Raw genomic sequence first — 26133 nt, 5'->3', positions numbered from 1 at the left:
GAGACCTCCGGCTCGATGCTTGTTTCCAGCTCCCCGGAGCGTTTCGTCGGTCACCACGTCCTTCTTCGCCTCGACGTGCCTAGGGATCCACCGTTAGCCCTTTGTAGCTTGACCACTTTTGGCTTGTTCTAGGATTTTTTTCCCTATGCTTTTCTCTTGGTGTCTATGCTTTTTTCAAGGTTCTTTGCTGGGTTTCAATCCAGCATTCCGTTTCTCTACTTGTAGATGACGGGTGCTGTGTTGAATTCGCTTTGAGCTAACTTAATCTTTGAACTCGATGGTTGGTGGAGGTAAGCGGACTCGAACCGCTGGCATCTGCCTTGCAAAGGCAGCGCTCTACCCACTGAGCTATACCCCCTCCGGTTCTAGGTGGGCCATCCTGGACTCGAACCAGGGACCTCACCCTTATCAGGGGTGCGCTCTAACCACCTGAGCTAATAGCCCTCGCTGCGAACCGCACTAAGAGTTTGACAGTCTTTTTCTGATTTTCCTTCTCTAACCTCGACCGACCTCGGGATTCTCTGGTTTTGGGGGGTCTTGATTGCCTCTCCCTTTTCCAAAGTTGGGTCTCCCTTAAAGGAGGTGATCCAGCCACACCTTCCGGTACGGCTACCTTGTTACGACTTCACCCCAGTCATCAGCCCGGCCTTCGGCATCCCCCTCCTCGTAAGGTTAGGGTAATGACTTCGGGCCTGGCCAACTTCCATGGTGTGACGGGCGGTGTGTACAAGGCCCGGGAACGTATTCACCGCCGTATGCTGACCGGCGATTACTAGCGATTCCTCCTTCATGCAGGCGAGTTGCAGCCTGCAATCCGAACTGGGGCAAGGTTTTCGAGATTCGCTTGCACTTGCGTACTTGCTGCTCTCTGTCCTTCCCATTGTAGTACGTGTGTAGCCCAGGACGTAAGGGGCATGCTGACTTGACGTCATCCCCACCTTCCTCCGGTTTGTCACCGGCAGTCTCCCTAGAGTTCCCATCTTACTGCTGGCAACTAAGGACGAGGGTTGCGCTCGTTGCGGGACTTAACCCAACATCTCACGACACGAGCTGACGACAGCCATGCACCACCTGTGTTCGCGCTCCCTAAGGCACCCCCAGGTTTCCCCGGGGTTCGCGACATGTCAAGCCCTGGTAAGGTTCTTCGCGTTGCATCGAATTAAACCACATACTCCACCGCTTGTGCGGGCCCCCGTCAATTCCTTTGAGTTTCACACTTGCGTGCGTACTCCCCAGGCGGGAGACTTAACGCGTTAGCTCCGGCACGGCCCGGGTCGATACAGGCCACACCTAGTCTCCATCGTTTACAGCTAGGACTACAGGGGTATCTAATCCCTTTCGCTCCCCTAGCTTTCGTCCCTCAGTGTCAGTTTCGGCCTAGCAGAGCGCTTTCGCCACCGGTGTTCTTCCCAATCTCTACGCATTTCACCGCTACACTGGGAATTCCCTCTGCCCCTACCGTACTCTAGCTGTTCAGTTTCCACAGCCTTTTCGGGGTTGAGCCCCGACCTTTGACTGCAGACTTGAACCGCCACCTGCGGACCCTTTACGCCCAATAATTCCGGATAACGCTTGCCTCCTCCGTCTTACCGCGGCTGCTGGCACGGAGTTAGCCGAGGCTTTTTCCTCGGGTACCGTCAGTTCTTCTTCCCCGAGAAAAGGAGTTTACAACCCAAGGGCCTTCCTCCCCCACGCGGTCTTGCTCCGTCAGGCTTTCGCCCATTGCGGAAAATTCCCCACTGCTGCCTCCCGTAGGAGTCTGGGCCGTGTCTCAGTCCCAGTGTGGCTGCTCGTCCTCTCAGACCAGCTACCGATCGTTGCCTTGGTAGGCTTTTACCCTCCCAACTAGCTAATCGGACGCGAGCTCTTCTGTAGGCGGTTTCCTTTTTACCTCTCGGCTTATTGGGTATTAGCTGTCGTTTCCAACAGTTATCCCCATCCTTCAGGTAGATTCTCACGCGTTACTCACCCGTCCGCCACTGACTTCCGAGGAAGTCCGTTCGACTTGCATGTGTTAAGCAGACCGCCAGCGTTCATCCTGAGCCAGGATCAAACTCTCCGTGTTATCCTCTTCTTTTCACAAAAGGATTGAAGGAAGAGCTGATTTCGCTCTTGTTTTTGAGGTCTGAAAACAGACCTCTGTTTTAGTTTCTTTTGACGAGGTTGTTGTCGGTCAATCCGACTGTCAAACTCTTGTGTTGTCTAGGTTCGGTCGCTTGCTCGCGGCGCGCTGCCGCTCTCAAGCGCTTTACTAATCTAGCAACCCCCTCTTTCTCTGTCAACCCTTTTTAAAAACTTTTTTTTGAGATGAGATTGAAATTGCTCTGAAGCCTTGTTTTGATGGGGTTGACAGACCGATTGCCTCAGGCACTCAAGGGTCTTTTGGTTAGAGATAGCTGCTTGTTGGGACTCAAAGACCGTGGCGAGCGATCGCCCGACCTGCGAGCCAACTGGTCGTCCAAGCATTTTGAAAATTGAACCCTCCCGTTACCCCATCGATGTCCAAAATCTCCCCAGCGAAGAACAAACCGGGACAAACACGACTTTCCATCGTCTTGAACTGAATCTCGGGGAGGGGGATCCCGCCACAGGTGACGAATTCTTCCTTAAAGACTCCTTTACCGCCGATGAGATAAGATCCTTGGGTGAGTTCAACGGCGAGATGATTTAATTCTTTTTTAGATACTTGCGCCCAACGTTTTTGAGGATCGATGGGAGTTGTGGCAACTAGCCGTTCCCACAGACGGCGAGGTAGAGTAAACGGCGAATGAGTACCGATCGCCCGTCGTGGAAAATCACTTTTGAGCTGGTAGAGGCGCTCGCGGGTTTTTTCGGTACTCAGATCCCCGATCCAATTCACCGACAAAGAAGCTTGATAGCGGCGATCGTGTAAAAAACGGGCGCCCCAGGCTGACAGTTTTAACACCGCAGGGCCACTCAATCCCCAATGAGTAATCAAAATCGGTCCGACTTGCTCTAATTTTGCCTCTGGAAGTTTCAAACGAGCGACGGGAACGCTAATTCCCGCCAAATCTTGCAGGCGTTCGTCGCCAATATTAAACGTAAATAGAGAAGGAACGGGGGGAACAACTTGATGTCCGAGCGATCGCGCGATCGCATATCCCAGAGGATGACTTCCCGTCGCCAATAACAGACGATCGCACTCCAAACAGTCCCCGGACTTCAACCCGATCTCGAATCTCCCAGAATCCAGACGGGTCACTCGAACCACTACCGTCCCAGTTTTCAGGGTCACTCCCAGTCGATCTGCCGTTTGGCGCAAACAGTTGACAATGGTCGCCGAGTCGTCGGTCGTGGGAAAAATCCGCCCGTCCTCTTCCGTTTTCAGGCTCACCCCCCGTTCCTCGAACCAGGCGATCGTATCTTGGGGTTGAAAACGAGAAAACGGACCGCGCAAAGCCTTTCCCCCACGGGGATAATGTCCGATCAGAACGGCGGGATCGAAACAGGCATGAGTAACATTACATCGACCGCCACCAGAAATTCTAACCTTGGTCAACGGCTGACGTCCGGCTTCTAAAATCGTCACTGTTGCAGTCGGATTGGTTTGAGCGCAAGCAATAGCGCCAAAAAAACCCGCAGCACCTCCTCCGATCGCGACGACGGTTAACTTGTCCTTGGTTTCCAAATTTCCTCGATCTTCCGACGGAATGAGATTGCCGTTTCGGGGAAATACAATGCAGTTAGATACTCCCCCATCCTGCTTATTATAGGAGTCCCCGTGCGACTTAGCGATCGAGTTTGGACGGATGAATTTCTTGCAGACGGTTGTTGTCCCAGAGATAATAACGAGTGGCCAGTCCTTGGGGAGCGATCGCCCCGTAGAGATTGCGAATATTTTGAGGAGGATTGACCACCAGCAGACGACTTTCGAGCTGGAATTGAATGCCGACTTCCGAACGAATGGGTTGCAGGTAAACCTGACCTGTTTCCGCGTCTACGATCGCAATTTCCTGACAAGCCGTGCCACACCCCCAACTGACAATCGTATACCGTCCGGCAAAATTGGGGCCGACCGTCGCCGCAGGTTCGATGATGCGGCGGAATTGGCGCGCACTCGGATCGCTATCCAGATCGACCGGGGACGGAGCATCCCGATAAATCTGTTCGACAGCAAACTCTTGAAAGGGAATCGAATCCGGGGAGATTTGCCCTAATACAGGGGTCGAGATCGTACTTGCAAGGAAAATCTCGATGACAATGGCTAGAAATTTCATCGGTAAGAATAAGGGTTGAGAGCTAACGGAGGTCGATCGATGACGTTACGAATTTAGCGTAACGAGATCGCGAAGCCAAAGGAAGCGAGCCATTTTCTTATACTTTTCGTTAACTTTTCTCGATACTCAGATGGCCCGATTGATGATATATTTGAAAACCACACAAACCAACCCAAGCCCAATTCAAACACCGAGCGATCGCATGGCCTCTAAATCGGGAAGAGGAGAAACCGAGAAAGTTCGAGGGAGACTGACCCAAAGTGAAATTGGGACCATCCTGACTCGGTAAAAAAGACGGAGTTAGAGTCGATCGCCGATTCAAACTCTTCGAGCATTAATTCGAGTGTCAGTGCTGTCAAGAGAATAGTTTACCGGACGATCGCCAGCCGACTTAGAGGGGGGGGAATCCCCGATCGCCGTAAGCCGATGGGGGGGATAAAGATTCTAGCCATCAACCCATCACTGCAAGTAACTAGAGGCGATCGGGGCAAAATTCTAGCAAGAGGCCGTCAACTTCGTGAATGTCAGGGGGAAACATAGGCATTCTCAGACAGGTTGGCCATAGCGATCGCCACGCCAACTCAGTAAACTAAAGTATAAGGAAAATTCACCATCCCAGGAATGAGAAAATCCAGATCTGGCCGTTACTTTGGCTCAAATACATCCTCAATACAATGACATGCCAACTCATTCCACTAACTGCGATTTAAGTATTGAGTTGGCGAACCGATCGCCATTCGGGTCGGGGAAATAACCCAGAATCAGAGCGTCATGAGAGAGGAAACCCATTTCGAGCCGTCTCTCCCCTTCAATTACTGTAGGGAAGTCGGTACCAATAGCCTTTCGCAATTGAGGAGAATCGAGCAATGAGCCGAATTTTGCTTTGGGTAGAAAATGCAGAAATTCGGCAAGTCTTGGTGCGAGAATTAGCTGGCAACTGGGAGATCGTCAGCGCGTCGAGTTCGACGGAAGTGGAGTTTCTTGCAACAGAAAACCCCGTTGACTTGTGCATTCTCGACGGCGAAATCTTCCAAGCCAATGACGCCGAGGAAGAGGTTCGCGCCAGGGGGCAATTCCTCGATCGCCTACGGATCTTATTAATCCTCAACCCCGACCAACTCGACCTTCTCGACCTCACCCGTGACGACGAACACCGACGACGGGACGATAATCGTCTGCATTGGGACGACCTGTTAATCGCTCCCATTCAGCCTCAAGAATTGCGCTATCGAGTCGATCGCCTGTCCTCCAAACGGGCTAAATATCCAGACGCTGAGATCGGCGTATCTACGCATTCGATCGCCCATCGGCGCCTCGAACCGACTCCTCCCTCGCTCGGCGAAAATAGCGATCGCACCACGGACGAATTATTCCGACTGTTAGTCGAAGGGATTCGAGATTACGGCATTTTCCTGCTCGACGCCACTGGAAAAGTCACCAGTTGGAATAAAGGGGCCGAACGCATTTTCGGTTACCGCAGTGAAGAAATTATCGGCGTCCACTTCTCTTGTTTTTCCCCTCCGGAGGATATCGCCACGGGTAAACCCCAGCAAGAATTGCAAATGGTCGCCACGGCGGGACAATGCGAAGATGAAGGATGGCGGGTGCGCGCCGGAGGGCAATGCTTTTGGGCGAGCATGACGATCTCCGCCTTGCACGACGAAGCGGGTCAACTGGTGGGATTTTCGGCGATCGCCCACGATTTGAGCGATCGCCAAGCCGTCGAAATGGAACTGTGTTCGTTGACCCGCGCCTTGCGAACCCTGTACGACTGCAACCAGGCGATCGCCCGCGCCGAAAGCGAACCCCAACTCCTGCAAGACATTTGCCGGATTATCGTCGAAACCGGAGGCTATCGCCGCGCCTGGGTCGCCTTAGTACCACCCCATGCAGATGCCTCATCGTCCCCAGAAGAAACGAGGGCGGACAATCCTCTATCTCCATTGACCATGGTGGTGCATAGGGCCTACGAAACCGCCACGGAACCCGGCGAACCGGAGCCAGATTTCCCTGAAAATTGGCGCGAACTGCACGAAATTGTCCTCGGTCGGGGTCAAGCTCAGATCGTGCAGAATATCGGCGCCGACCGGAGTGGGGAACCGTGGAGATCGGCAGCGATCGCGCGCGGAGTGCACTCGACGATCGCCCTTCCCTTGCAAGGGGAGCAAACCACGTTCGGCGTGCTGCGAATTTACGCCGATCGCCCCGATGTCTTTACCCCGGAAGAAGTCGAACGTTTGCAAGAACTCGCCGACGATTTAGCTTACGGAATCGTCGCCCTACGCAATTGGCAATCGCGGCGCCTCGCCGAAGCCGCCTTAACCCAGAGCGAACGGCGCTATCGGCAATTAGTCGAACTCCTCCCCGAAGCCATTTTCGTTCAGACCGAAGGGCAGATCGAGTTCATTAATACCACGGGAGCACAATTACTCGGAAGTGGAGATCCCCAAGAATGGCTGGGGCGATCGCTCTTTGACGCGATCGCCGAGCAAGACGCCCGGGACATCGAAGAACGGATCGAGCGAGCGATCCGTGAAAAACACGCCCTTCCCTTTGTCGAACAAACCCTGCACGCCCTCGACGGGACGGAAATTGCCGTAGAACTCGCTCTCAGTCCGATTGCCGAAGATCCGACGGGAGTTTCCGTCCTCACCGTCGTCCGGGACTTGCGCGATCGCAAACAAATGGAAGCCGCATTGCGTAAAAGCGAACAAATCCATCGCATTACCTTAAGCAATATTTCCGAAGCCGTCTTCGCCACCGACGACGCGGGTCGCTTTACTTACATCTGTCCCAACATCAATTTTATTTTTGAATACAGCGTCGAAGAAGTCCATCAATTAGGTCATATCAACGCCTTGCTCGGAGAACGCTGGTGCGAAGAACAACAACTGCTCGACCGACAAGGCTCCGCCGCCGATGACGATCTCGACTGGCACAATATCGAGTGGGAAATTCTCGACAAACGGGGGCGATCGAAAACCTTATTAATTAGCGTCCGGCAAGTTGAGATCGAAGGCGGAACCCTCCTTTATACCTGCCGCAATATCACCGAGCGCAAACAAGCCGAACAAGCGCTGCGCGAAAGTGAAAATCGCTTCCGAACGACCTTTGAAGGGGCGCCTATCGGCATGAAATTGGTGGATTTGGAAGGCCGTTTTTTACAAACTAATCCCGCCCTAGATGCGATGTTGGGCTATCAGGCGAGCGACCTCAAAGGGATGAATTTTGTTCAAATCGTCCATCCAGACGATTTAGAAATTAGTTTGAAACTGTATCGCGACTTGCTCCACGGCGATCGCGAACACTATCAAATTGAAAAACGCTATTTGCGCGCCGACGGTCGCATTGTTTGGGTACGGGCGAGTTTTTCGTTAATTCGAGATAGCCAACAACAGCCACAATTCGCGATCGCGATGGTCGAAGACATCACCGAACGCAAACAAGCGGAAAAAGAATTACAAATCCATCGCCATCATCTCGAAGAATTAGTCGAAGAACGTACCGGGGAATTGCGACGGACCAACGAACAATTACAAGAAGAAATCCGACGTCGCGAACAGGCCCAAGAAGCGCTGATTCGGGTCACCGAAGCGGTCGAAAGTACCAGCGACGCGATCGGGATGTCGGATACCAGTGGGCGATCGATCTACCACAACCGCGCCTTTCTCGAATTATTCGGCTACAGCGTCGAACAACTCAATCACGCGGGCGGACCGACGGTGTTATTTGCGGATCCCAAAGTAGGAGCACGGGTCTTCGAGTCGATCCGACGAGGGGAAAGCTGGAGTGGAGAAGTCAAAATGCGAACCCGGTGTCAGCGTCGCCCCTTGGGGAGTCAAAGTCCTGCACGATACTCCTTCGGCGCCACTCCACGAACGTTGGGACACGGTACCAGTCCCCTCCTGGAACGAGATACGGTATCGATCTGGTTGCGGGTGGATACAGTTCGCGACGAACGCGGAAAACGAGTGGGGTCGATTTGCGTTTATACGGACATCACCGAACGGAAAGCGGCGGAAGAAGCTCTGCGCGAAAGTGAAGAACAGCTTCGGATTTTGATCGACGCGATGCCGGATTTGGTCTGCTTTAAAAACGATCGCGGCGCTTGGTTGGAAGCTAATCGCGCCATGTTGGAAACATTCCAATTGAGCGATCGCGACTATCGCGGCAAGACCGACGCCGAATTAGCTCAAATCAGTCCTTTTTACCGCCATTCCCTGTTTACCTGCCAGCAAAGTGACGAACGAGCGTGGCAGCATCGGGGGTTAATTCATATTGAAGAAGCGATCGCCTTACCGGACGGACGCGAGGGGATTTTCGATGCGATCAAAGTTCCCTTATTCCATCCCGACGGGACGCGCAAGGCGGTGGCGATCATCGCTCGCGATATTACCGAACGCAAGCAAGCGGAGGAGAAGTTAATCCGCTTAGCTTCGATTGTCGAATCGTCGGACGACGCGATCGTCGGTAAAACCCTCGACGGGACGATCTTGAGTTGGAATGCGGGAGCTTGTCGCATCTACGGCTACAGCGCCGAAGAAGTTAAAGGGCGATCGATCTCGATTCTGGTCTTACCGAAACGACTGGCGAGCGAGCTGCGGATGCTCAAACGTATTCAGCAAGGGGGGAGCATCGACCACTACGAAACGATCCACGTCCGCAAAGATGGTAAGCCGATTCACGTTTCCCTGACCATTTCGCCGATTAAGGATACGACGGGCAAAATTACCGGAGTGTCTACCATCGCCCGCGACATTACCGATCTCAAACGGGTTGAAGAAGCCCTCGAACGATTGCGCCATCAAAATGAGTTGATTCTCAATTCCGCCGGGGAAGGGATTTGCGGTGTAGACCGTCAGGGACGCACCACGTTTATCAACCCCGCAGCGTCGCGAATGTTGGGCTATCCGATGGGGGAACTACTCGGCGCCCCTCTCGCGAAAATTCTCGCCCCGTTACCCGGGGAGAACGGCTCGGAAGAGGGGAGTCCGCCGATTCATTCGCCAATTTATGCAGCCCTCAAAGATGGTTCGGTTCACCACGGGACGGATGAGGTGTTTTGGCGTAAAGACGGCAGCAGTTTTCCCGTGGAATATATGAGTACGCCGATTCAAGAACAAAGTCAAATTGTCGGGGCGGTGGTGACGTTTAAGGATATTACCGAACGACAGGCGATCGAGCGGATGAAAGATGAGTTTATTTCTGTGGTCAGTCACGAATTGCGCACTCCCCTGACCTCGATTCGCGGTTCGTTGGGTTTGCTGCAAGGGGGATTGCTCGAAAGTCAGCCGAGTAAAGCCAGACGGATGCTCGAAATTGCGGTATCGAATACCGATCGCCTCGTGCGGCTGATTAATGACATTCTGGATTTAGAGCGCATCCAGTCGGGTAAGGTCTCGATGCTCCATCAGAGTTGCAATGTGGCGGAGTTGATGGTGCAAGCGGTGGACGCGATGCGGGCGATCGCCGAAAAAGCCCAGGTTCATTTGTTCGTCGAACCTCTCTCGCTGCACATGCAAGCGGATCCCGATCGCGTCGTCCAAACCCTGACCAATTTACTGAGCAATGCGATTAAATTCTCCCCGGAAGGGGAATCGGTATGGCTCAGCGCCCAAGTGAGCAACGCCCTCCCCCGGGAAACCGCCGACGGCGAGGGCGATCGCACCGCCGCCTCCGTGGGGGACAGGAGACGGGAAGTTTTATTTCAAGTGCGCGATCGCGGACGGGGGATCCCCGCCGACAAATTAGAAACCATTTTCGAGCGGTTCCAACAGGTGGATGCGTCGGACTCGCGCAAAAAAGGCGGGACGGGTTTGGGATTGGCCATTTGCCGCAGTATTGTCGAACATCACGGCGGTCGGATCTGGGCCGAAAGCGAACCCGGTCGGGGCAGTTGCTTTTCCTTTACCCTGCCTTTGGATCGTCCCACTCTTAACGAGGCTCCCCCGAGTTCGCCATTGCTCTCTACGGAGGTCAGCCCGCCCTCTCCTCCGTTAATTCTGGTCGCCGACCGTCACGAGGAAAGTCGCCATCGATTGGTCGCATGGCTCGAACGGGCGGGATATCGGGCGATCGCCGCCCACAGCAGCCTCGAAGTGGTCGAATTGGCTTCGTCCCTCGCGATCGAGTCGATCTTTCTCAATCTCGACCCGTCGGATATGAACGCCTGGCAAACGATCGCCCATCTCAAAAACAATCCTAAAACTCGGGACATTCCCGTCACCCTCGTCACCGATCTCTCCTGCGTGCGGGAGGCAGCCGGACTCTCGGAAATGAAGGGATGGATCTGCAAACCACTCCAAGAGAGCCTCCGTCCGGTCACGGCGGCGATCGCCGAACCAGAGTCGCAGAACCGAGAACGGGGAGACGATGCGAAAGCGCGGGTTTTAATTGTCGAAGACGATCCCGATCTGGCTCAAGTGTTGGTGGCGACCTTCAAACGTCATGGAATTGAAACCTTCCACGCGCGCACGGGTCGCGAAGCCATCCAAATCAGCCAACATGTCATTCCAGATTTGTTAGTCTTGGATCTAGTGCTGCCCGAATACGATGGTTTTGCTGTCGTCGATTGGTTCAGGCAACACGATCGATTTGCTCGAATGCCTTTGGTTGTCTATTCGGCTCGGACTCTCGATCGCAACGAACGCGAACAACTCAAGTTAGGGGAAACGGAATTTTTGACCAAGAGTACCAATTCTCCGGACGAGTTCGAGCGCCGCGCGATCGCCTTACTCGAACGCATGGTCAAAACCGATCGCTCCTAACCCTTGAGCTGTGCTAAGTTTCCTTTGAGAATGGCGATTGACTCCGCTTGCTCCCCGACTGATGCCCTCGGGCCAACCTAAACCCGCAGGCGCGATTCTCCCCTGGACACGCTTTGCGAACGCCCCTTGCCGCGATCGCTCCCCAGAATTTTCTCAAGCCTTGTATTGTCGAACGATCGGTTTCTACGCCCGTAGAGACAAGGAGAAAGATCCCTCGTGAACGGAAAACGGATTCTCGTAATTGATGATGAAGATGATATCCGCGAAGTCGCCCAATTAAGTTTGGAAATGGTCGGGGGATGGCAAGTTCTCACCGCCAGTTCCGGACCGGAAGGGATCGAAGTCGCCAGTGAGCAGAAACCCGACGCGATCTTGCTCGATGTCATGATGCCCGAACTCGATGGCCCGTCAACCTTCAAAAAACTGCAGGACAATCCGGAGACGGCCAAGATTCCCGTGATTTTACTGACCGCCAAGGTGCTATCTGCCGACCGCCAGCGCTTTGCGGAACTCGGAGTCACGGCGATCGTCGCCAAACCGTTCGATCCGATGAATCTCGCCACTCAGGTGGCGGAACTATTGGGATGGAATTTCTAAAATTTTGTAAAGATTTTAGGATTCCCTCCCTAGCTTGCCGCCTTCGCACTTGACTTTTTCCTCTAAAACCGATGGGAACAAATTCATGAACTTGGCACGAGTATTAGAAGAAAAATACACGGATTATTTGGAACGACAAGGTTGCGCGTGGTGGGTCGAAATTGTGACCGCTTCTCCCCGTTGTACCTACTACTTCGGTCCGTTTATGACCAAAAGGCAAGCACAAGACGCTCGACCGGGCTATGTTGCCGATCTCGAAGAAGAAGGAGCCTGCGGGATCGCCGTGTGCGTCAGCCGTTGTCAACCGCAAGAATTGACAATCGTCGGCACTCCCGACTAGGAGCGCGCCGACGCCGCCGGGTGAGACGGTGCTAGGTCTTGCTCGGCGCTTCCCCCCCCTCGTCTACGTTCTCGGCGCTTTCGGCGCTCGACGAGGCGATCGCCGAGCCGGAGTATTGCAATTTCACTCGACAAGCTGTAACATTCTTCAAGTCCTATAACGCCGATCGAGTCGCCACCATCTCTTCGAGGGCGATCGTAAAGCAACTCCAAACAAGGATCGCCAGCCAAAAAATCTTTAACCAGCGATCGGCCAAATTGCCGATCTCCCCTCAAAATTCCACAGGCGAAAGTAGCCTCAAACACAAAAATTCTGCGATCCCCGTCGGAGTCTTCACGGGTTCTTCACATTTTTCCCTTAACTTCAAGAGTGAAGCGAGTTGAGCTTCACCCCCTACAGACGTTACGACCAGGAGTTGAGGGATATGCCTGCCGCCTACCTGACTTTACTCTCCATCGCTTTAGGTTCCGGTTGGATTTATTTAAGAACCAGTGCGGATGTGCCTTTTGTCCTCGCGGCGTTAACGGCGGTCATCTGCTTTATCTGGGGATTTGCCCTCGCTCCTTGGTTGGTACAACTCTCGATCGTCGGCGCCCTCGTCGGGCTGGAAAAACTCTATTGGTCGAGCGCGCGGCTTCGCCGAAATTGAGTCCGGTGGGACGATCGCCCGCTCGCGATCTCCGAATGCGGATTCGAGACCAGACTACATCGTTCCCGAGTTGTACTCGGACGGCCTGGGGATAGTTTCACATTTCACATTTGTCAATTGTCAATCAGGTTTAAGATACTATGAACGTTTGCCCTTGTTGCTCCGGCCAATTACTCCGCCATGCCAGACACAGTGGTGTTTACCTGTTCTGCCCCCATTGTTGGCAAGAAATGCCCGATTTAGCGGCGATGATCCGAACCCGCCCCCAGCACTTACAACGTTTAGAAGTGCAACGTCGGGAACTTTTTGTAGAAATTTCGAGCGCTCCTTCGCGCCAAAAAGCCCTGCAAATTGCTTGACGGTTTCATTCGGGCGGCCTGTAGGTCGGCTGTTTGAGAAGCTTTAAATTCCAATTGATTTAAAAAACTATTCGATCTCGATCGAGTCAACAAGGAAAGGATGCCGTTAGAAGGTTAGCTTTCCAAGAGCATCACAGTGCGATCGGCGGACGGATAACCCCGATGGCGGTATTGACTCAACGGGCAATAAAGGGAAAGCGAAGGACAATACATTGACAATCAGCGCGATCGCCACGAACGGCGATCGCGTTTTGTTATGGAGAGCGACTAGGGAATTAAATCGAGGCGCGTTTGCGGGTAGCGACAGCGAAACCCGGCTTCGATCAGTTTTCGGTTCGAGACGCGGGCGTTGTACGGTCGTCGTTCCGTCGCCGTAGGATCCCACGAGATCGGTTCCAGATTGTGGAGTTCGCAGAGGCGATCGAGTAACTCTTTCTGTTCCAAGGGCGTGTCGTTGACCAAATTATAAACCCCGCGCAAGCGGTGGGCGCGGGCGAACTCCAAGGCGGCAACAATATCGTCTAAATGAATCCAGTTGGAGACTTCCCGACCCGTTCCCGGACGAGTGGTTCCGGCGAGGGGGCGAAAAATTTTGGCAATTTCGCGACCGGGGCCGTAAATCCCCCCCAATCGTAAGATACAGACGGCCAAATCCTGGCGATCGCCCGCCAATAACACCCGTTCGGTTTCCGCGAGAATTTCACCATTTTCGTTCGCGGGAGCCACCGGGGTATTTTCGTCCACCCACTGACCTTGACGATCGCCGTAAACCGCATAACTTCCAGTATAAATAACCTGTTTGACTGAAGTCTCGCCAGACAAAAGAGGGCTTAACGTTCGAGCTGTTTCTAAATAAGTTTCTCGATAGGCATCCCGTTGGCGGGCACCGAGACTGAGTAAGACGAGTTCTTGTCCTTCGAGGGCGGTTCCGATCGCCGTCGGGTCGTTCCCTTTGACTACGAGTACCCGGTCGGCGAGGGATTGAAGTTCTTCGACCCGTTGCGGGGTCGTGGTGGTCACGGTGACGAGATGGCCGTACTGGCGCCAGTAACGGGCGATCGCTTGCCCGACATAACCACAACCGACGATCGCAATCTTCAAGCTTTCTGTTCCTCCTGACGCGCTTTTCAATGCCTTTACCTCGCCCTCGTTGCTTTCGGCAGAGCGAGAAACAAGGCCGACGGGTTATATTTTATCGGCGATCGCGGCCAGACTGGGCGATCGCGATTCCCGGAGTTCCCGAGGACGAAGCTCAGTATGAGGCGCATCCCCGTGCTGAAGTCCGGGGTTTCCCGCGCCATGATTTTGATAAGATTTTCCTATATTGCCAATTCGAGGGGCAAAAGAGTCGCTCGATGCGAGGGAGGCGATCGCATCGACTCAAAGGGTCGGTCAATCCCCATTCCAGGGAGCGATCGCCAACACGGCACCCCTCGTGAGATGAAAACTATCCGTTGTGGAATTTGTTTTATGAAACAGTTGCTCGTAGAAACTAGGTATCGCTCGAAAGCATGGCTGGCGCGGGTGGCGATCGCGATCGTCGCCTTCGCCGCACTGGTCTTGAATGCCCCCGAATCCGCCCGAGCGACGGGGATTTATGAAATGCCGAACCTCGCCCCCGGAGAACCGACCTGGGTGGTCGATGAAGGCAATGTCCTCAGTCGCTTGAGTGAGGGCAAACTCGCCAGCGCCGCCGAGCAATTGCGCGACGCCACGGACACCGAAATGCGATTCGTGACCATTCACCGTTTGGACTACGGCGAAACTGCCCAAAGTTTTACCGATGCCCTGTTTGAAAAATGGTTTCCCACCCCCGAACAGGGTGCCAATCAGATTTTAGTCGTCGTCGATACGGTGACCAATAACTCGGCGATCCACGTCGGCGAGGGGGTTGGAGAGACCGTCAACGCGGCGATCGCCGAAAGCATTGCCTCGGAAACGATTCAAGTCCCCTTGCGCCAGGACAATAAATACAATCAAGCCTTTTTAGATGCCAGCGATCGCATTAGCGCCGTCGTTTCCGGTCAACCCGACCCCGGACCGCCGGAAGTCGATAACGAGCTCAATCTCGAAGGAACTTTTACCTCCGCCGAGGACACCGACCAAGGCAGTGCCACGGTCATCGTCGTCGTCCTGTTACTGTTAGCCACCGTCATCCCGATGGCAACTTACTACTGGTATCAATCTTTTGGCAATTAAACCCGTCCGTTCGGGGAAGGGGCGATGCACGCCCCTCGATTTGGCGGCATCCCCCGACCTGCACGAGGATCTCTCGGTTCAGTCTTGGACGTATTCATCGCCATTGATTAAGGCGATTTCCGCGCGCACGAACTCGCGACCTAAATATGCGGCGTGATCGAGCATCGTCACCGGACATTGGGGAGGTTCCTCAAAAATTTTGACACACAGTTCTTTAGCCGTTCTGCCTGTAAAGAGGGTTTCGGCAGTACGTTCGACTTTACCCCGTGCGGGAATCGGTTTCCCCGTTGCCGGATCGACTGCCAACCCTCGATCGTTAATAACATTTGTAAAATGTTTGGCACAAATCAAGTTTGAGTCGCGATCGATGTAGATGATGAAATAGCCGCCCGGGTCGAGATCGATATGACGTTTCGACAGTTCCTCGTCAATAGCGGTCATGTTTTCAAGATTTGGATTCATATTGCTCTCGTGAATTTCAACTTCTAGACTATCGACTTTTGCGTTCGCGAGGGATGTTCACGACAGAACCATCGAGCGGCAAAAGGTCTTTCTTTGTAATAGTCTAGAAGTCCGAGCTGCATTCACCATCCCCCGATCGCCGAACTTGCATTATTGCGGGCGATCGATCTCCCGTCGCCGACTCGTATTCTATATCTAGACATTCGCTCCACTTTTAACCATCATGCACATTGCTTTTCTCAACCCCCAGGGGAATTTTGACCCGGCTGATAGCTATTGGACCGAACATCCGGACTTCGGAGGTCAACTGGTCTACGTCAAACAAGTGGCGATCGCGATCGCCGCTCAAGGTCACCAGGTCGATATTCTGACTCGTCGCATCCTCGATGCGGATTGGCCCGAATTTGGCGAACGCTTTGATTCCTATCCTGGAATTAAAAATGTCCGCATCGTCCGCCTCAAAGCCGGACCGAAAAAATTCTTGCGTAAAGAACTCCTTTGGCCCTACTTGGTCAAAGATTGGGTGCCGAATATCCTCGCCTTCTACCGCGACGAAGGGCGCTTTCCCGACGCCATGACGGCCCATTACGGCGATGGCGGACTCGCCGGGGTCTTACTCGAAGCCGCAACCGGGATTCCGTTTACCTTCACCGGACATTCCCTCGGCGCTCAAAAAATGGACAAACTCGATGTCAGTCCCGACAATCTCGAATCGATGGACAGGCATTTTCATTTTACCCGCCGCCTGATTGCGGAACGCTTGAGCATGAACCGTTCCGCCGTCAATATCACCAGTACGGAACAAGAACGGTTCGAGCAGTACAGTCACCGCGCTTATCGAGAGGCGATCGATGCGAGTGACGACCGCCGCTTCGCCGTGATCCATCCCGGTGTTTATGCCAAGATTTTTAGTGCGGAAGTGCGCTCCTCCCACGAGGATGAAATTCAACAGGTCATCCTCGATCGCTGCGAGCGCGATCTCGCCGAAGACCGCCAAGATTTACCCGCAATTTTGGCCTCCAGTCGCCTCGCACCGAAGAAAAATCTGCAAGGTTTAGTCGAAGCTTTTGCTTCTAGTAAAAAACTCCAAGAAATCGCCAATTTAGTGTTAATTACAGGCGGCTTGGATAATCCTCTAGAAGAAGAAGCGCCCGACGACGAAATCGAACGAGTTTTAGCCCCTATTCGTAAGGTGGTTAAGAAACACAAACTCTGGGGTAAAATTAGCGCTTTTTCTCTACCGGATCAAGCCGCACTCGCTGCCTGTTATCGCTTTTTGGGCGATCGCGGCTCGGTGTTCGCCCTCACGTCCCTGCACGAACCGTTCGGATTGGCTCCCTTGGAAGCCGCCGCCGCCGGATTGCCCGTGGTCGTGACTCAAAATAGCGGTATTGGCGATATTTTGCAGCAAAAAGACCACGAATACGGGATTTTAGTCGATCCGAGCGATCCCCTCGATATTGCCCGAGGTCTCGAAGAGGTGATGACCGATCGCCAACTTTGGCAAGACCTGCGATCGCGCGCTCAAACCCTCGTCCTCAATCATTATACTTGGGACAGTACGGGTCAAGAATATCTCAAATCGATCGAAGAGATTGTCGAAAGTCCCGGTGCCCGTCGTCCACCAAAAGTGTTAACGATTCCGGACTATTTCCGCAATCCGACAATCGCCAACGATATTTCGGTGGAAGAGTTAAGTAAACTCTATTTTGATGGAGTGGTCGAACTCAAGCGCGACACGCAACGTTCCGATTCCGCTTGACGACAGTTTCCCTTTGTTCTCTCTTTCTTCTCTCGGTAAAAGGTCATCGTAAGTTTCTAATTCTCCTATTCCCGAGAGAAGATATTTTTAAAGGTAAACTGTAAGTTTGATGGTGGATGGCGATCGCGATCGAACTTTAACAAAAATTTTGACTTTTTCGAGAATCGACCCCCTTGAAACGCCCGAGATTCAGTTAAGATTTCCCTTAAAATCAACTCCAATATTGCTTATTCGATCGAACCCGTTCCCGAACTCCCTCGCGCGATCGCCCGGCGTCCACGATCGAAAAACCTGAAACAAAACTCCATTAACAAGCCTCGGGCGATCGCCTCGGAGACCGAACCCCGATTAATCCTAGTATTGAAAGCGATTTCAGCCTCATGCCAACTGTTTCAGAAACCCGGATTGCCCCAACTCCAACCCCAAGCCAAACGATCGCCCTCGACGTCACCGGGATGAAATGCGCCGGATGCGTCAAAGCCGTCGAACGACAACTCGCCGGACAACCGGGAGTACGCTCCGTGCGCGTTAATTTCGCCACAGAAGTCGCCGCCTTGGAATACGACCCCGATCGCGCCAACCCCGACGAACTGGCCGCCAAGCTCACCTCAGCCGGGTTTCCGACGCAAATCCGACAGGGGGACGACCTGCAAGATGCCTACCGCGCTCAAGACGAACGCCAACGCCAGGAAATTCGCGCGGGGGTAGTCCGAGTCTGTCTCGCCGGAGTGCCGATCCTGCTCTCGGGGCTGGGACATCTCGGCATTCTCGACGCCCTGAGTAACATGTGGTTTCACTGGGCCTTGGCGACGGCGGCGATCGCCTTTCCGGCGCGGGAGATCGCGATCGACGGCTGGCAGAGTTTGCGCCGCAACCGCCCGAACATGAACAGCCTGGTCACCTTGGGCGCCGTCAGCGCCTACGGAGCCAGTTGTATCGCCTTATGGTTCCCCTCCCTCGGTTGGGAATGCTTTTTTGACGAACCCGTGATGTTACTCGGTTTTATCCTGCTGGGACGAACCCTCGAAAGCCTGGCGCGACGGCGGGCGGCCCGTTCTATGCGATCGCTGGTCGCCTTACAACCGAGAACGGCGCGCTTGGTCTTTCCGGAGGAAAACGACGATCGCCTCGAAATCGGACAGACGGCGATCGACATTCCCGCAGCGCGGGTTCGCGTCGGCGAATACCTACAGGTCTTACCGGGAGAAACCATTCCCGCCGACGGAGAAATCGCGATCGGTCAAACCACGGCGGACGAGTCGATGCTGACCGGGGAATCGGTTCCCGTACTCAAGCAAGTCGGCGATCCGGTGACGGGAGGAACTACCAACCAATCCGGGGCGATCCTCGTGCGCGTCACTCGCACGGGGGCCGAAACGACCCTGGCGCGCATTGTGGCGGCGGTCGAAGACGCTCAAACCCGTAAAGCTCCGGTTCAGCACCTGGCGGATACGGTGGCCGGATATTTTACCTATGGGGTGATCTCGGTGGCGCTGCTGACTTTCTTGTTCTGGTCGGTCGCGGGAACCCAAATTTGGCCGCACGTTCTCGATCCGAGTGCGGTGGCGAGTTACCCCCTGGCGATGGGAGGCGATCTCGTTCATGCAATGGCTCATTCGACCTCGCCGTTATTGCTGAGTTTGAAATTAGCGATCGCAGTGTTGGTCATCGCCTGTCCCTGTTCTTTGGGATTGGCGACGCCGACCGCCATTCTCGTCGGGACGGGGGTGGGCGCCGAGCGCGGTCTGCTGTTGCGAGGCGGGGATATCCTCGAACGAGTCGCCAATGTCGATACGGTCATTTTCGATAAAACGGGGACGCTGACGACCGGACGACCGCAGGTGACTGACTGTTTGAGTGCGAGACCGGAGTACGACGATCGCGCCCTGCTGCAATTGGGCGCCACGGTGGAAAGCGGCACCACTCATCCCCTGGCACAAGCGATCGCCTGCGCCGCGCGAGAACAGGGGTTGAGCTTGCTCCCGGCGGCGGACTTTCACACGGAAGCGGGATCCGGGGTCAGAGCGACGATTCTCCTGGGGAGACGCTTCGCGAACGACGGGGTGACGGTGTATCTCGGGACGGGGGAGTGGCTGGAACGCCACGGGGTCGAGATTCCCGAGGAATGGCGCGATCGCGCTGCAAAACTGGCGAACGAGGGCAAAACGGTGGTGGCGATCGCCCGCGTTCGCGAAGCGACGCCAACGGCGGATCGCGATTTTCTCGGGCTGATAGCGGCCCGCGATCGCCTGCGCGACGAGGCGCGTTCCACGGTAGACCGTTGCCGTGCTTTGGGCTTGCAAGTGATGTTACTGACGGGCGATCGTCCGGAAACGGCGCGGGCGATCGCGGCAGAGTTGGCGATCGCGCCGGAGTCCATTTTTGCCGGGGTGCGCCCCGGTGAAAAAGCGGAGGCGATCGCCCGAGTCCAAGGAAACGGACGACGGGTGGCCATGGTCGGGGACGGTATTAACGACGCCCCCGCTTTAGCGCGCGCCGATGTCGGGATTGCCTTGCACAGTGGCACCGAGGTGGCGGTTGAAACGGCGGGAATCGTATTAGTCCGCGACGACCTCGGCGATGTCATCGAATCGATCCAACTGAGTCGGGCGACCTTCGCCAAAATTCGTCAAAACTTGGTCTGGGCCTTCGGGTATAACGCGATCGGCATTCCGATCGCCGCCGGGGTTTTGCTGCCGAGTTTCGGAATTCTCCTCGGTCCGTCGGCGGCGGCGGCGTTGATGGCGTTCAGTTCGGTGAGTGTGGTGACGAACTCTTTACTCTTGCGTTATTGGCGTTCGCGAAGCGACGCCAACGGCGGATCGCGATCGAAAAGCATTCAGGGGGTTGAGACTGTAGGGGCATCCTGAATGCTCGGGCCGTTCCCCGCCGGGGATCGGGTCGAAACCACGGTCGGGGTTCGCCGTGGGGGGTTATCCGGCAGCCGTTTCGAGCAACTGCCATTCGTTGGATTCGGCGATCGCCTCGGATAAACTGTCAAACATTTGCCGACAGTGATTGTCTAATTGCAGGGGCAATTCTTCGTTTTTCATCACGAAATTCATCCGCACCTCGTCCGGCGTGTCCATCGGTCTATCGATCAAGACTTCGACGGTCACCAACTTGCCAAACGGGACTTCCCCCGGGATTTCTCTGGCCATGATGTAATCCCCCGTATCGTAGATGACATCTAAATGGCACTCTTGCAAGATCTCGATGAGCGATTGCCGGAGGAGATCGGGAGAGACGGCAACAATAAATAAGCCAGTGTAGCGAGCCATAGGCAACTCCGGGGACTTGACATCAATATCCTCATCATCATACCGAACCTTCTGTGAAAGTTCGGGATGATGTCTGGGGACGGGGTTCGAGCCTCGGACGCTTCGAGCGGCGTCAGCGCGCCCAGTCGATCTTGATTTCCCCAGAAACTGAAAATTTCCCTTGTCGAATTGCCAAGGGAAATACAATCGATTCATCGAATCGGATGCGGTTCCCCGCAACGCCGTCTTGCCGCAGTTTTCGACCTGGAAAACCAGGTGGGGACCAATGCTCTGGACTTGAAGTTTCCGAGTACCAGGCTCGGTTTACTGCCGTCCGAGCTTTATCGGTTCCCTTTTACATAAAGCTATAGATCGCAAAACAATATTGGCAGTCACCAACGTTGCAGTAGAACGTGACATCCTCCCGACGCCGACCCGAGGGGTACGGCACGGGTTTCCCGACCTCGCGATCGAGCTTTCCTGCCCCATGCCACTTATCGAGGTTGTAGACCTCCGACAGCCCGACTTGACAGGCGGTTTCCGTTCCCCAGAGTCCCTGGGTTACGACCTGAGTTTAACACAAGCTTTAGGGAGAGATCAATGTTTGCCCAACCGTTACATAAGACTTACCCAAAGCCACCCACAAGTGGACATCTTTGGAACCTACTTCCTGCTTCATCCTGGTAGTGTCGGCACTCACCAGTCCACAGGCTAACACCACCTAACTGGCGGCGATCTCCAAATTAATGGCGGCATTGAAATCCCGCTCAATTTCCAGACCACAGTTTTCACACCGGAAAACTCTTTCTGACAAGGACATTGAGTCTTTTTTGGCGTGACATCTACAGCAGGTCTTGGTTGAAGGATCCCATCGGTCAACCACAATTAAGGTGGCTCCATACAACTGGCATTTGTACTCCAACTGCCGTCTGAACTCATAGAAGCCCATATCGGCGATCGCTTTAGCCAACTTGTGGTTGGCCAACATACCAGAGACATTTAAATCCTCAATCCCTATTCGGCTGTGGTTTTTGGCTAAATAGGTCGTAAGCTTATGTAATGTGTCTTTTCGGATGTTAGCTATTTTTCGGTGCAAGCGGGCTATCTTGATTTGGGCTTTTTTCCAATTGGCCGAACCATACTTTTTATGACGATTCAGCCATTGCCATCGTGAGAGTTTTTTCTCGTGTTTGCGATAACTCTTAGCCCCTTAAACTCCCTCACCCGTTGATAGCATAGCCAGGGATTTAACCCCAAAGTCAACGCCAACAACAGCATGGGTTTTAGGCTCATTGGTTGGCTCGACTTCAATTTTCCAGCTAATAAACCATCTGTCGGCTTTACGACTAATTGTGAAGGACTTAGGTTGATATTCGGTAGGCAAGCGCTCGAATGTTTTAAGCCAGCCCATCACAGGAACTTTAACTCGAAAACGGTCAACTGAGAGCGAACCATCAACCGTGAAACTGTCAGCACGTCCTTTTTTCTTAAACCTTGGTGGTTTCTTAACTTTCTTGAATGCTTGTTTCCAAGCGTCGGACAACTGTTTGAGAGCGTACTGAGGAGCGCATTTACTGACTTCGTAGTACCAGGGACATTCGGGCTTGACCATGGTCACCAGCCACTTATGCAGGTCAATCGCTGTGGGAAACTTAATTTTATCCTCTGGATTATTCCGATTGTACTCTAGTATTTGTTTGGTTAAGTTTAGTCCCCAGTTCCAAGCATGACGGGCGACTCCTGCGTGTTTGGCTAATGCTGTTCGCTCGGAATTGTTTAATTTCAGTTCAGTCTTCAAACCTAGGAGTATACATCCTCCACCGCTTTGGCCATGCTATCAATCAGCTTCTTGTTCTTATGGGAACGAGAACCTTAAAGACGTGCAGAGAACAGGGTAATTAGTTCAAGCATGTCTGTTACCAACTCTTGCTCGAAATTCACCCTGGAGGGGGATTTGTTGATAATTACCACTTCAGTTTCAAACTCTTCACACATAGCGAATACAATTCCATATCATTCTCCCGATCTAGACTCCCCACAAATTATTACCCAATCCGGTAATAATATCCAGAGGTGTTAAATTATTTAGTTACAGCTTCTTCCCCCCAATGGGCAAGGGTCGAAGGGCTGATGTTCTGGGGTTCAACTTGGGTACCAGATCGATTCGAGTTGGCGGGCGATCGCCAAACTCTGCTCTCGTAAGGATGGGGAGGGCGTATGTGTCAGGACAACGGTGACGTGTCCTAATTTTCGGCCCGGACGGGATTGATTTTTGCCATACCAGTAGACTCGGGCGCCTTCGACGGCGGCGAGTTGTCGGCGTTTCTCGGCGTAGTCGCTGTGGGAATCTTCGTAGCCGAGTAAGTTGACCATGACCGCGCCAACTCCGGTCAAGGCGGTAGACCCCAAGGGCCGATCGCACACGGCTCGCAAGTGTTGCTCGAATTGGGAGGTTTCGCAGGCGTCGATGGTTAAATGCCCGGAATTGTGGGTGCGCGGTGCAATTTCGTTGACCGATACTTGGCCGTTGGGTTCGAGGAACAGCTCGATTCCGAAAACGCCCACGGCATCTAAGCTTTCGAGGAGTTGACGGGCGATCGCCTCGCACTTGTGGGTGACGGCTTCGCTCAAATCCCCGGGAATGAGAACCCGACGGCAAACTTGCCGTTCTTGTTGGGTTTCGACGACGGGATAAATGGCGATCTCGCCGGAGGGACTGCGGGCGGCGACGACGGCTAATTCGCGCTCGAAGGGGACGAATTGTTCGAGTACGACGGAGGGGCGCCCCCACTGATGCCATATTCGGTCTAAGGCGGCGGCGTCGGCGGCGATCGCGGTTCCCTGCCCGTCGTAGCCGTGACGGCGGGCTTTGATGACGGCGGGCCATCCCAGGGGATTCTCGGCGGGCGTGGCGATCGCCCCAGGTTCTTTCGGGTCAGTTTCTAAGATCGTAAAGGCGGGAACGGGCAACCCCATCTTTTGAAGATGACAACGCTGCTCGTATTTATCCAGCAGGGGTGCCAAGACCGACAATGCCGGACGGAAGCAAACCCCTCGCGCTTCCAATCGAGATAAGGCGGGCAAATCGACAAATTCGTTCTCGAAGGTAATCACTTGACAAGATGCGGCCAGTCGGGCGGTCGCTTCGGCGTCATCCACCGCAGCTAAGATGACTTCGGCGGCGTCTGGGGCTGCCGGGTCGCTGGCTTTAGGGGTTTGAACGGCCAGTTGGAGGCCCAAGCCTCGGGCGGCACTGGCCATCATCCATGCAAGCTGTCCGCCGCCGATCGCGCCGACTCGTTCGATTGCTGTTGTTCGATCCATCTGATTTCACGACTACATTCCCATCTTTCAGTTTTTCACGCCTCGGCGGCACTGGCTAGTTCCCGGACCGTGCGATCGATCGCGCGACTTTGAGGTTGAAGAGGACGACGGTCGGGGCGATCGCCAGCGAGTCGGATGGGGCATATGGATGGGGAATTCAAAGCTTTAAAGGTTAGGGCGTCAACGACGCCGAGCTTAATCTTCTTTTCGAGCGGCGTTCGCGTATAGCCTATGGCATCGCTCTAGCCTGAGCCATGGCTTCGCGCTTTGCGCTTAGCGACGTCGGAGCGGTCTCGCGCCCTAACAGAACGAGCAAGCGGGCGAATGAATCGACCCGCTTTTGTCGTTCGCGATCGTGATTCCAGTGAGACAAGGTAACCATGAGTGCATTGAAAAATCCATCGAATGAATACTCCTAAAACTTTGCCGATCGGTCAATCGATTTTAGAGGAGTCAAGCGATCGAATTTCAAGCGGTTTCGAGCCAATCAAAAATGCGATCGAGTTGTTCGATGGTGACTAAGCCGTATTGCCAAAGAACCATCGGCAAGGGCGTCGGATCTTTTTCCCGATAGCGCAGGGTAAAATCGTGACAGATGCGTTCGGCAAACGCGATCGCCGACGCAGAAATCGCCAAATCGTCTTGTAGAAATTCGATAAATTTAGAATAAGTTGTCGGTGCCATTGAGCTTCATTTGCCTCCCGATTCGGTTGACCTCCAAATTTTGTCATTTCCAGTTGGGTTAACTGGATGGGGTGTAGCCACTGTTCGATCCGTCCACTCGATCGGGTACGGGGTCGTAGCGAGAGTGGCGAGTGGGTTTCTGTTCCTCGCCTGGGAGCGCTCTGGGGAACGCCGGAGGCGAGGAGAACGAGGTTAGTTTCGCGGTGAAACCCTGGCGATCGCCGGATCCGAGCGAGATGGAAGTCACTTGCGGCCTGCAAAGTTTGCCTTATCGAGCTGTTCGGGCTAGCTTTGCCGTTCCTTCAGCCTCACAACTTCGCGATCGCGGTGGAGCGTGCCGTCCTCAGCTTCGTCCGGTTCGTCAGTTCGCCCGGAGGAAGCGAAGTAACGAGACTACACATTACTACTGCAGCACTTTCTTTAAGGAAGTGCATCCGCAGATTTACAGATTTTCCTGTTGGTTCGGGTTCGGCTGAATCAGCTTTTCTACTGAAGCGCGATCGCCCGGCGTCGGAATCCCTCGCAGTTGAGAGCCTATTTGGCTTTCGACGAGGTCGAACTTCCAGGGTCGGACGCGGGGTCGAACCCCTCTCTCACACACTTTAAAAATTAGGTGCTTTGTAGCCCTCGATCGCGAGGAGAATTTAACCCTACAAAGGTGTTTGCCAGAGGTTTTGGATTCTTTGACCCTCGTGTGTTTGGCCTTCGCTTTTTCGACCTCAAGATGAGGTTGTCGAGAGCTAAATTATCGTGATAATTTTCTCTGAGAAAAGGCCACTAAGATAGACAGCTTAACAAAGCGCTACGATCTTGTACAGACGTAAACATTCTTATTTTAAAGTAATTTTAATAAGTTTTGTAAAGGAATTGTCAAGGTCGATCGTCCGTGGGGGAGGGGGAGCGCTCGATCCATTCGACGGTGAGGCGATCGCCTTCGCGAATCCCGAGTTCGGCGGCGCGACCGCCGGGTAACTCGATGACGTTATCGATGAGAATTTCCGGGGGCGGGCCGTAAGTGGGACAAGGGTCTTCAGTACAAGGGGGGATATTGGCGCCGATCGCCTGCACGCGACCGTCGCGCAAAAACAGCATATCTAACGGAATCGAGACATTTTTCATCCAAAAGGTCACGGGTTGGGGAGGGTCGAAGGGAAACAACATGCCGCGATTGGGGTCGAGACGGTCGCGATGCATCAAGCCGATCGCCTTTTGGGCGGGCGATCGCGCCACTTCGAGTTCGATTTCCACCTCGCCGACCTTCAATGTCGCTTCGATCGGCAGCCGTTGACCCAACGTGGGAGTGCGATCGCGCGAAGGAGAAGGCGCCGGAGGCTCCGGCGTCGGTTCTCCCGAGGTGGCGGGGGGAGTGCAGCCGAACAAATTCACAGAGAGTAGAACCATCGTTACAGCTCGCAGCAGGGCGATCGGGCGATCGCCGCCAACTTCCTCGGAAAAACGGGACTTGAGCCACTTCAACACCACAACCGACCTC

21 protein-coding genes, 2 tRNA genes, 2 rRNA genes, 1 other RNA gene and 2 pseudogenes (1 of these 28 only partly in view) are annotated in these 26133 nt (G+C 54.1%); 8 read left to right on the top strand and 20 right to left on the bottom strand.

Translation table 11 applies throughout. The features are described from left to right. The 6 genes from HCG48_RS13065 to HCG48_RS13040 form a co-directional block, all read right to left on the bottom strand. Positions 1-114, bottom strand: a 23S ribosomal RNA gene (locus tag HCG48_RS13065); it reaches 2775 nt to the left of the window's first position. Between the two features lie 168 nt (positions 115-282). Beyond that, positions 283-358, bottom strand: a tRNA-Ala gene (locus HCG48_RS13060). Between the two features lie 12 nt (positions 359-370). Continuing rightward, positions 371-444: transfer RNA gene (locus HCG48_RS13055), tRNA-Ile, on the bottom strand. 131 nt (positions 445-575) lie between these two features. Then, positions 576-2065, bottom strand: a 16S ribosomal RNA gene (locus HCG48_RS13050). Together the 16S and 23S rRNA genes with 2 tRNA genes alongside form the textbook arrangement of a ribosomal RNA operon. Before the next feature lie 345 nt (positions 2066-2410). Then, positions 2411-3649: a BaiN/RdsA family NAD(P)/FAD-dependent oxidoreductase gene (locus tag HCG48_RS13045; RefSeq protein WP_168569548.1), complete on the bottom strand. Its 1239-nt coding sequence runs from the start codon at positions 3647-3649 to the stop codon at positions 2411-2413. 100 nt (positions 3650-3749) lie between these two features. After that, a complete protein-coding gene (locus HCG48_RS13040) occupies positions 3750-4238 on the bottom strand; it encodes a hypothetical protein (RefSeq protein ID WP_168569547.1) in 489 nt (162 codons plus the stop codon). Positions 4239-5104: 866 nt separating this feature from the next. Here HCG48_RS13040 and HCG48_RS13035 point away from each other — a divergent pair. The 3 genes from HCG48_RS13035 (at position 5105) to HCG48_RS13025 (ending at position 11942) form a co-directional block, all read left to right on the top strand. After that, complete coding sequence (locus HCG48_RS13035; protein ID WP_168569546.1) at positions 5105-11005, top strand: PAS domain S-box protein; 5901 nt, start codon at positions 5105-5107, stop codon at positions 11003-11005. A gap of 216 nt (positions 11006-11221) precedes the next feature. Then, positions 11222-11602, top strand: a complete 381-nt coding sequence (locus tag HCG48_RS13030; protein WP_168569545.1) for a response regulator — start codon at positions 11222-11224, stop codon at positions 11600-11602. An 85-nt stretch (positions 11603-11687) separates the two neighbouring features. Continuing rightward, entirely contained in the window at positions 11688-11942 is a 255-nt protein-coding gene (locus HCG48_RS13025; RefSeq protein ID WP_168569544.1) for a DUF1816 domain-containing protein, read from the top strand. On the opposite strand, the gene HCG48_RS13020 is transcribed toward HCG48_RS13025, so the two are convergent. Beyond that, positions 11939-12247: a hypothetical protein gene (locus HCG48_RS13020; protein WP_168569543.1), complete on the bottom strand. Its 309-nt coding sequence runs from the start codon at positions 12245-12247 to the stop codon at positions 11939-11941. The genes HCG48_RS13025 and HCG48_RS13020 overlap by 4 nt on opposite strands. 119 nt (positions 12248-12366) lie before the next feature. Here HCG48_RS13020 and HCG48_RS13015 point away from each other — a divergent pair, with 119 nt between their 5' ends. After that, on the top strand, positions 12367-12591 hold the full coding sequence (locus tag HCG48_RS13015) for a hypothetical protein (RefSeq protein WP_168571874.1): 225 nt from the start codon (positions 12367-12369) through the stop codon (positions 12589-12591). Between the two features lie 140 nt (positions 12592-12731). Further along, positions 12732-12950, top strand: a complete 219-nt coding sequence (locus HCG48_RS13010) for a hypothetical protein (RefSeq protein ID WP_168567316.1) — start codon at positions 12732-12734, stop codon at positions 12948-12950. Between the two features lie 267 nt (positions 12951-13217). Here HCG48_RS13010 and HCG48_RS13005 read toward each other — a convergent pair whose 3' ends face one another. Both HCG48_RS13005 and HCG48_RS25470 read right to left on the bottom strand, forming a co-directional pair. Further along, positions 13218-14081: an SDR family oxidoreductase gene (locus tag HCG48_RS13005; RefSeq protein ID WP_320415737.1), complete on the bottom strand. Its 864-nt coding sequence runs from the start codon at positions 14079-14081 to the stop codon at positions 13218-13220. Between the two features lie 5 nt (positions 14082-14086). After that, complete coding sequence (locus HCG48_RS25470; RefSeq protein WP_210437026.1) at positions 14087-14251, bottom strand: hypothetical protein; 165 nt, start codon at positions 14249-14251, stop codon at positions 14087-14089. Positions 14252-14390: 139 nt separating this feature from the next. On the opposite strand from HCG48_RS25470, the gene psb32 reads away from it, so the two are divergent. Next, positions 14391-15149: a photosystem II repair protein Psb32 gene (psb32, locus tag HCG48_RS13000; protein ID WP_246259543.1), complete on the top strand. Its 759-nt coding sequence runs from the start codon at positions 14391-14393 to the stop codon at positions 15147-15149. A 78-nt stretch (positions 15150-15227) separates the two neighbouring features. Here psb32 and HCG48_RS12995 read toward each other — a convergent pair whose 3' ends face one another. Continuing rightward, positions 15228-15611 (bottom strand): DUF4346 domain-containing protein, encoded by a 384-nt coding sequence (locus HCG48_RS12995; protein WP_168569541.1) that lies wholly within the window; start codon positions 15609-15611, stop codon positions 15228-15230. Positions 15612-15834: 223 nt separating this feature from the next. On the opposite strand from HCG48_RS12995, the gene HCG48_RS12990 reads away from it, so the two are divergent. Then, a complete protein-coding gene (locus tag HCG48_RS12990) occupies positions 15835-17373 on the top strand; it encodes a glycosyltransferase (RefSeq protein ID WP_168569540.1) in 1539 nt (512 codons plus the stop codon). A 380-nt stretch (positions 17374-17753) separates the two neighbouring features. Beyond that, the gene (locus tag HCG48_RS12985; RefSeq protein ID WP_168569539.1) at positions 17754-20243 is read left to right on the top strand and encodes a heavy metal translocating P-type ATPase; all 2490 of its coding nucleotides are present in this window, start codon (positions 17754-17756) and stop codon (positions 20241-20243) included. 63 nt (positions 20244-20306) lie between these two features. Here HCG48_RS12985 and HCG48_RS12980 read toward each other — a convergent pair whose 3' ends face one another. From HCG48_RS12980 to HCG48_RS12950, 10 genes and pseudogenes are all read right to left on the bottom strand, one after another. After that, positions 20307-20654 (bottom strand): hypothetical protein, encoded by a 348-nt coding sequence (locus tag HCG48_RS12980; RefSeq protein WP_168569538.1) that lies wholly within the window; start codon positions 20652-20654, stop codon positions 20307-20309. 207 nt (positions 20655-20861) lie between these two features. After that, positions 20862-21046: non-coding RNA, 6S RNA (gene ssrS, locus HCG48_RS12975), on the bottom strand. A 308-nt stretch (positions 21047-21354) separates the two neighbouring features. Then, positions 21355-21825: pseudogene (locus tag HCG48_RS26050) on the bottom strand (RNA-guided endonuclease InsQ/TnpB family protein); the annotation flags it as partial. Positions 21826-21843: 18 nt separating this feature from the next. Next, a complete protein-coding gene (locus HCG48_RS26045) occupies positions 21844-22431 on the bottom strand; it encodes an RNA-guided endonuclease InsQ/TnpB family protein (RefSeq protein ID WP_246259541.1) in 588 nt (195 codons plus the stop codon). A 2-nt stretch (positions 22432-22433) separates the two neighbouring features. Then, positions 22434-22640 (bottom strand): annotated as a pseudogene (locus tag HCG48_RS26040) (recombinase family protein); the annotation flags it as partial. A gap of 135 nt (positions 22641-22775) precedes the next feature. Further along, positions 22776-23957, bottom strand: a complete 1182-nt coding sequence (locus HCG48_RS12965; RefSeq protein ID WP_168569537.1) for a 5-(carboxyamino)imidazole ribonucleotide synthase — start codon at positions 23955-23957, stop codon at positions 22776-22778. Positions 23958-23992: 35 nt separating this feature from the next. Next, positions 23993-24118 (bottom strand): hypothetical protein, encoded by a 126-nt coding sequence (locus tag HCG48_RS26485; protein WP_281362123.1) that lies wholly within the window; start codon positions 24116-24118, stop codon positions 23993-23995. 307 nt (positions 24119-24425) lie between these two features. Beyond that, positions 24426-24641, bottom strand: coding sequence for a DUF2949 domain-containing protein (locus HCG48_RS12960; RefSeq protein ID WP_168569536.1), 216 nt, complete (start codon positions 24639-24641; stop codon positions 24426-24428). A gap of 442 nt (positions 24642-25083) precedes the next feature. Continuing rightward, a complete protein-coding gene (locus HCG48_RS12955; protein WP_168569535.1) occupies positions 25084-25242 on the bottom strand; it encodes a hypothetical protein in 159 nt (52 codons plus the stop codon). Positions 25243-25511: 269 nt separating this feature from the next. Further along, the gene (locus HCG48_RS12950) at positions 25512-26123 is read right to left on the bottom strand and encodes a DUF192 domain-containing protein (RefSeq protein ID WP_246260057.1); all 612 of its coding nucleotides are present in this window, start codon (positions 26121-26123) and stop codon (positions 25512-25514) included. Between the last annotated feature and the right edge of the window lie 10 nt (positions 26124-26133).

The organism is Oxynema aestuarii AP17, assembly GCF_012295525.1.
GTDB lineage: Bacteria > Cyanobacteriota > Cyanobacteriia > Cyanobacteriales > Laspinemataceae > Oxynema > Oxynema aestuarii.
The sequence above is the reverse complement of the archived record's forward strand: the minus strand, read 5'-3'. Positions and strand labels throughout refer to the sequence as shown.

Coding starts and splice junctions, on each gene's coding strand:
- HCG48_RS13025 (WP_168569544.1), top strand. CDS start 11,688: ATGAACTTGGCACGAGTATTAGAAGAAAAATACACGGATTATTTGGAA.
- HCG48_RS12960 (WP_168569536.1), bottom strand. CDS start 24,641: ATGGCACCGACAACTTATTCTAAATTTATCGAATTTCTACAAGACGAT.
- HCG48_RS12980 (WP_168569538.1), bottom strand. CDS start 20,654: ATGGCTCGCTACACTGGCTTATTTATTGTTGCCGTCTCTCCCGATCTC.
- HCG48_RS13010 (WP_168567316.1), top strand. CDS start 12,732: ATGAACGTTTGCCCTTGTTGCTCCGGCCAATTACTCCGCCATGCCAGA.
- psb32 (WP_246259543.1), top strand. CDS start 14,391: ATGAAAACTATCCGTTGTGGAATTTGTTTTATGAAACAGTTGCTCGTA.
- HCG48_RS25470 (WP_210437026.1), bottom strand. CDS start 14,251: ATGGCGCGGGAAACCCCGGACTTCAGCACGGGGATGCGCCTCATACTG.
- HCG48_RS13015 (WP_168571874.1), top strand. CDS start 12,367: ATGCCTGCCGCCTACCTGACTTTACTCTCCATCGCTTTAGGTTCCGGT.
- HCG48_RS12990 (WP_168569540.1), top strand. CDS start 15,835: ATGCACATTGCTTTTCTCAACCCCCAGGGGAATTTTGACCCGGCTGAT.
- HCG48_RS12965 (WP_168569537.1), bottom strand. CDS start 23,957: ATGGATCGAACAACAGCAATCGAACGAGTCGGCGCGATCGGCGGCGGA.
- HCG48_RS12985 (WP_168569539.1), top strand. CDS start 17,754: ATGCCAACTGTTTCAGAAACCCGGATTGCCCCAACTCCAACCCCAAGC.
- HCG48_RS13040 (WP_168569547.1), bottom strand. CDS start 4,238: ATGAAATTTCTAGCCATTGTCATCGAGATTTTCCTTGCAAGTACGATC.
- HCG48_RS12995 (WP_168569541.1), bottom strand. CDS start 15,611: ATGAATCCAAATCTTGAAAACATGACCGCTATTGACGAGGAACTGTCG.
- HCG48_RS13035 (WP_168569546.1), top strand. CDS start 5,105: ATGAGCCGAATTTTGCTTTGGGTAGAAAATGCAGAAATTCGGCAAGTC.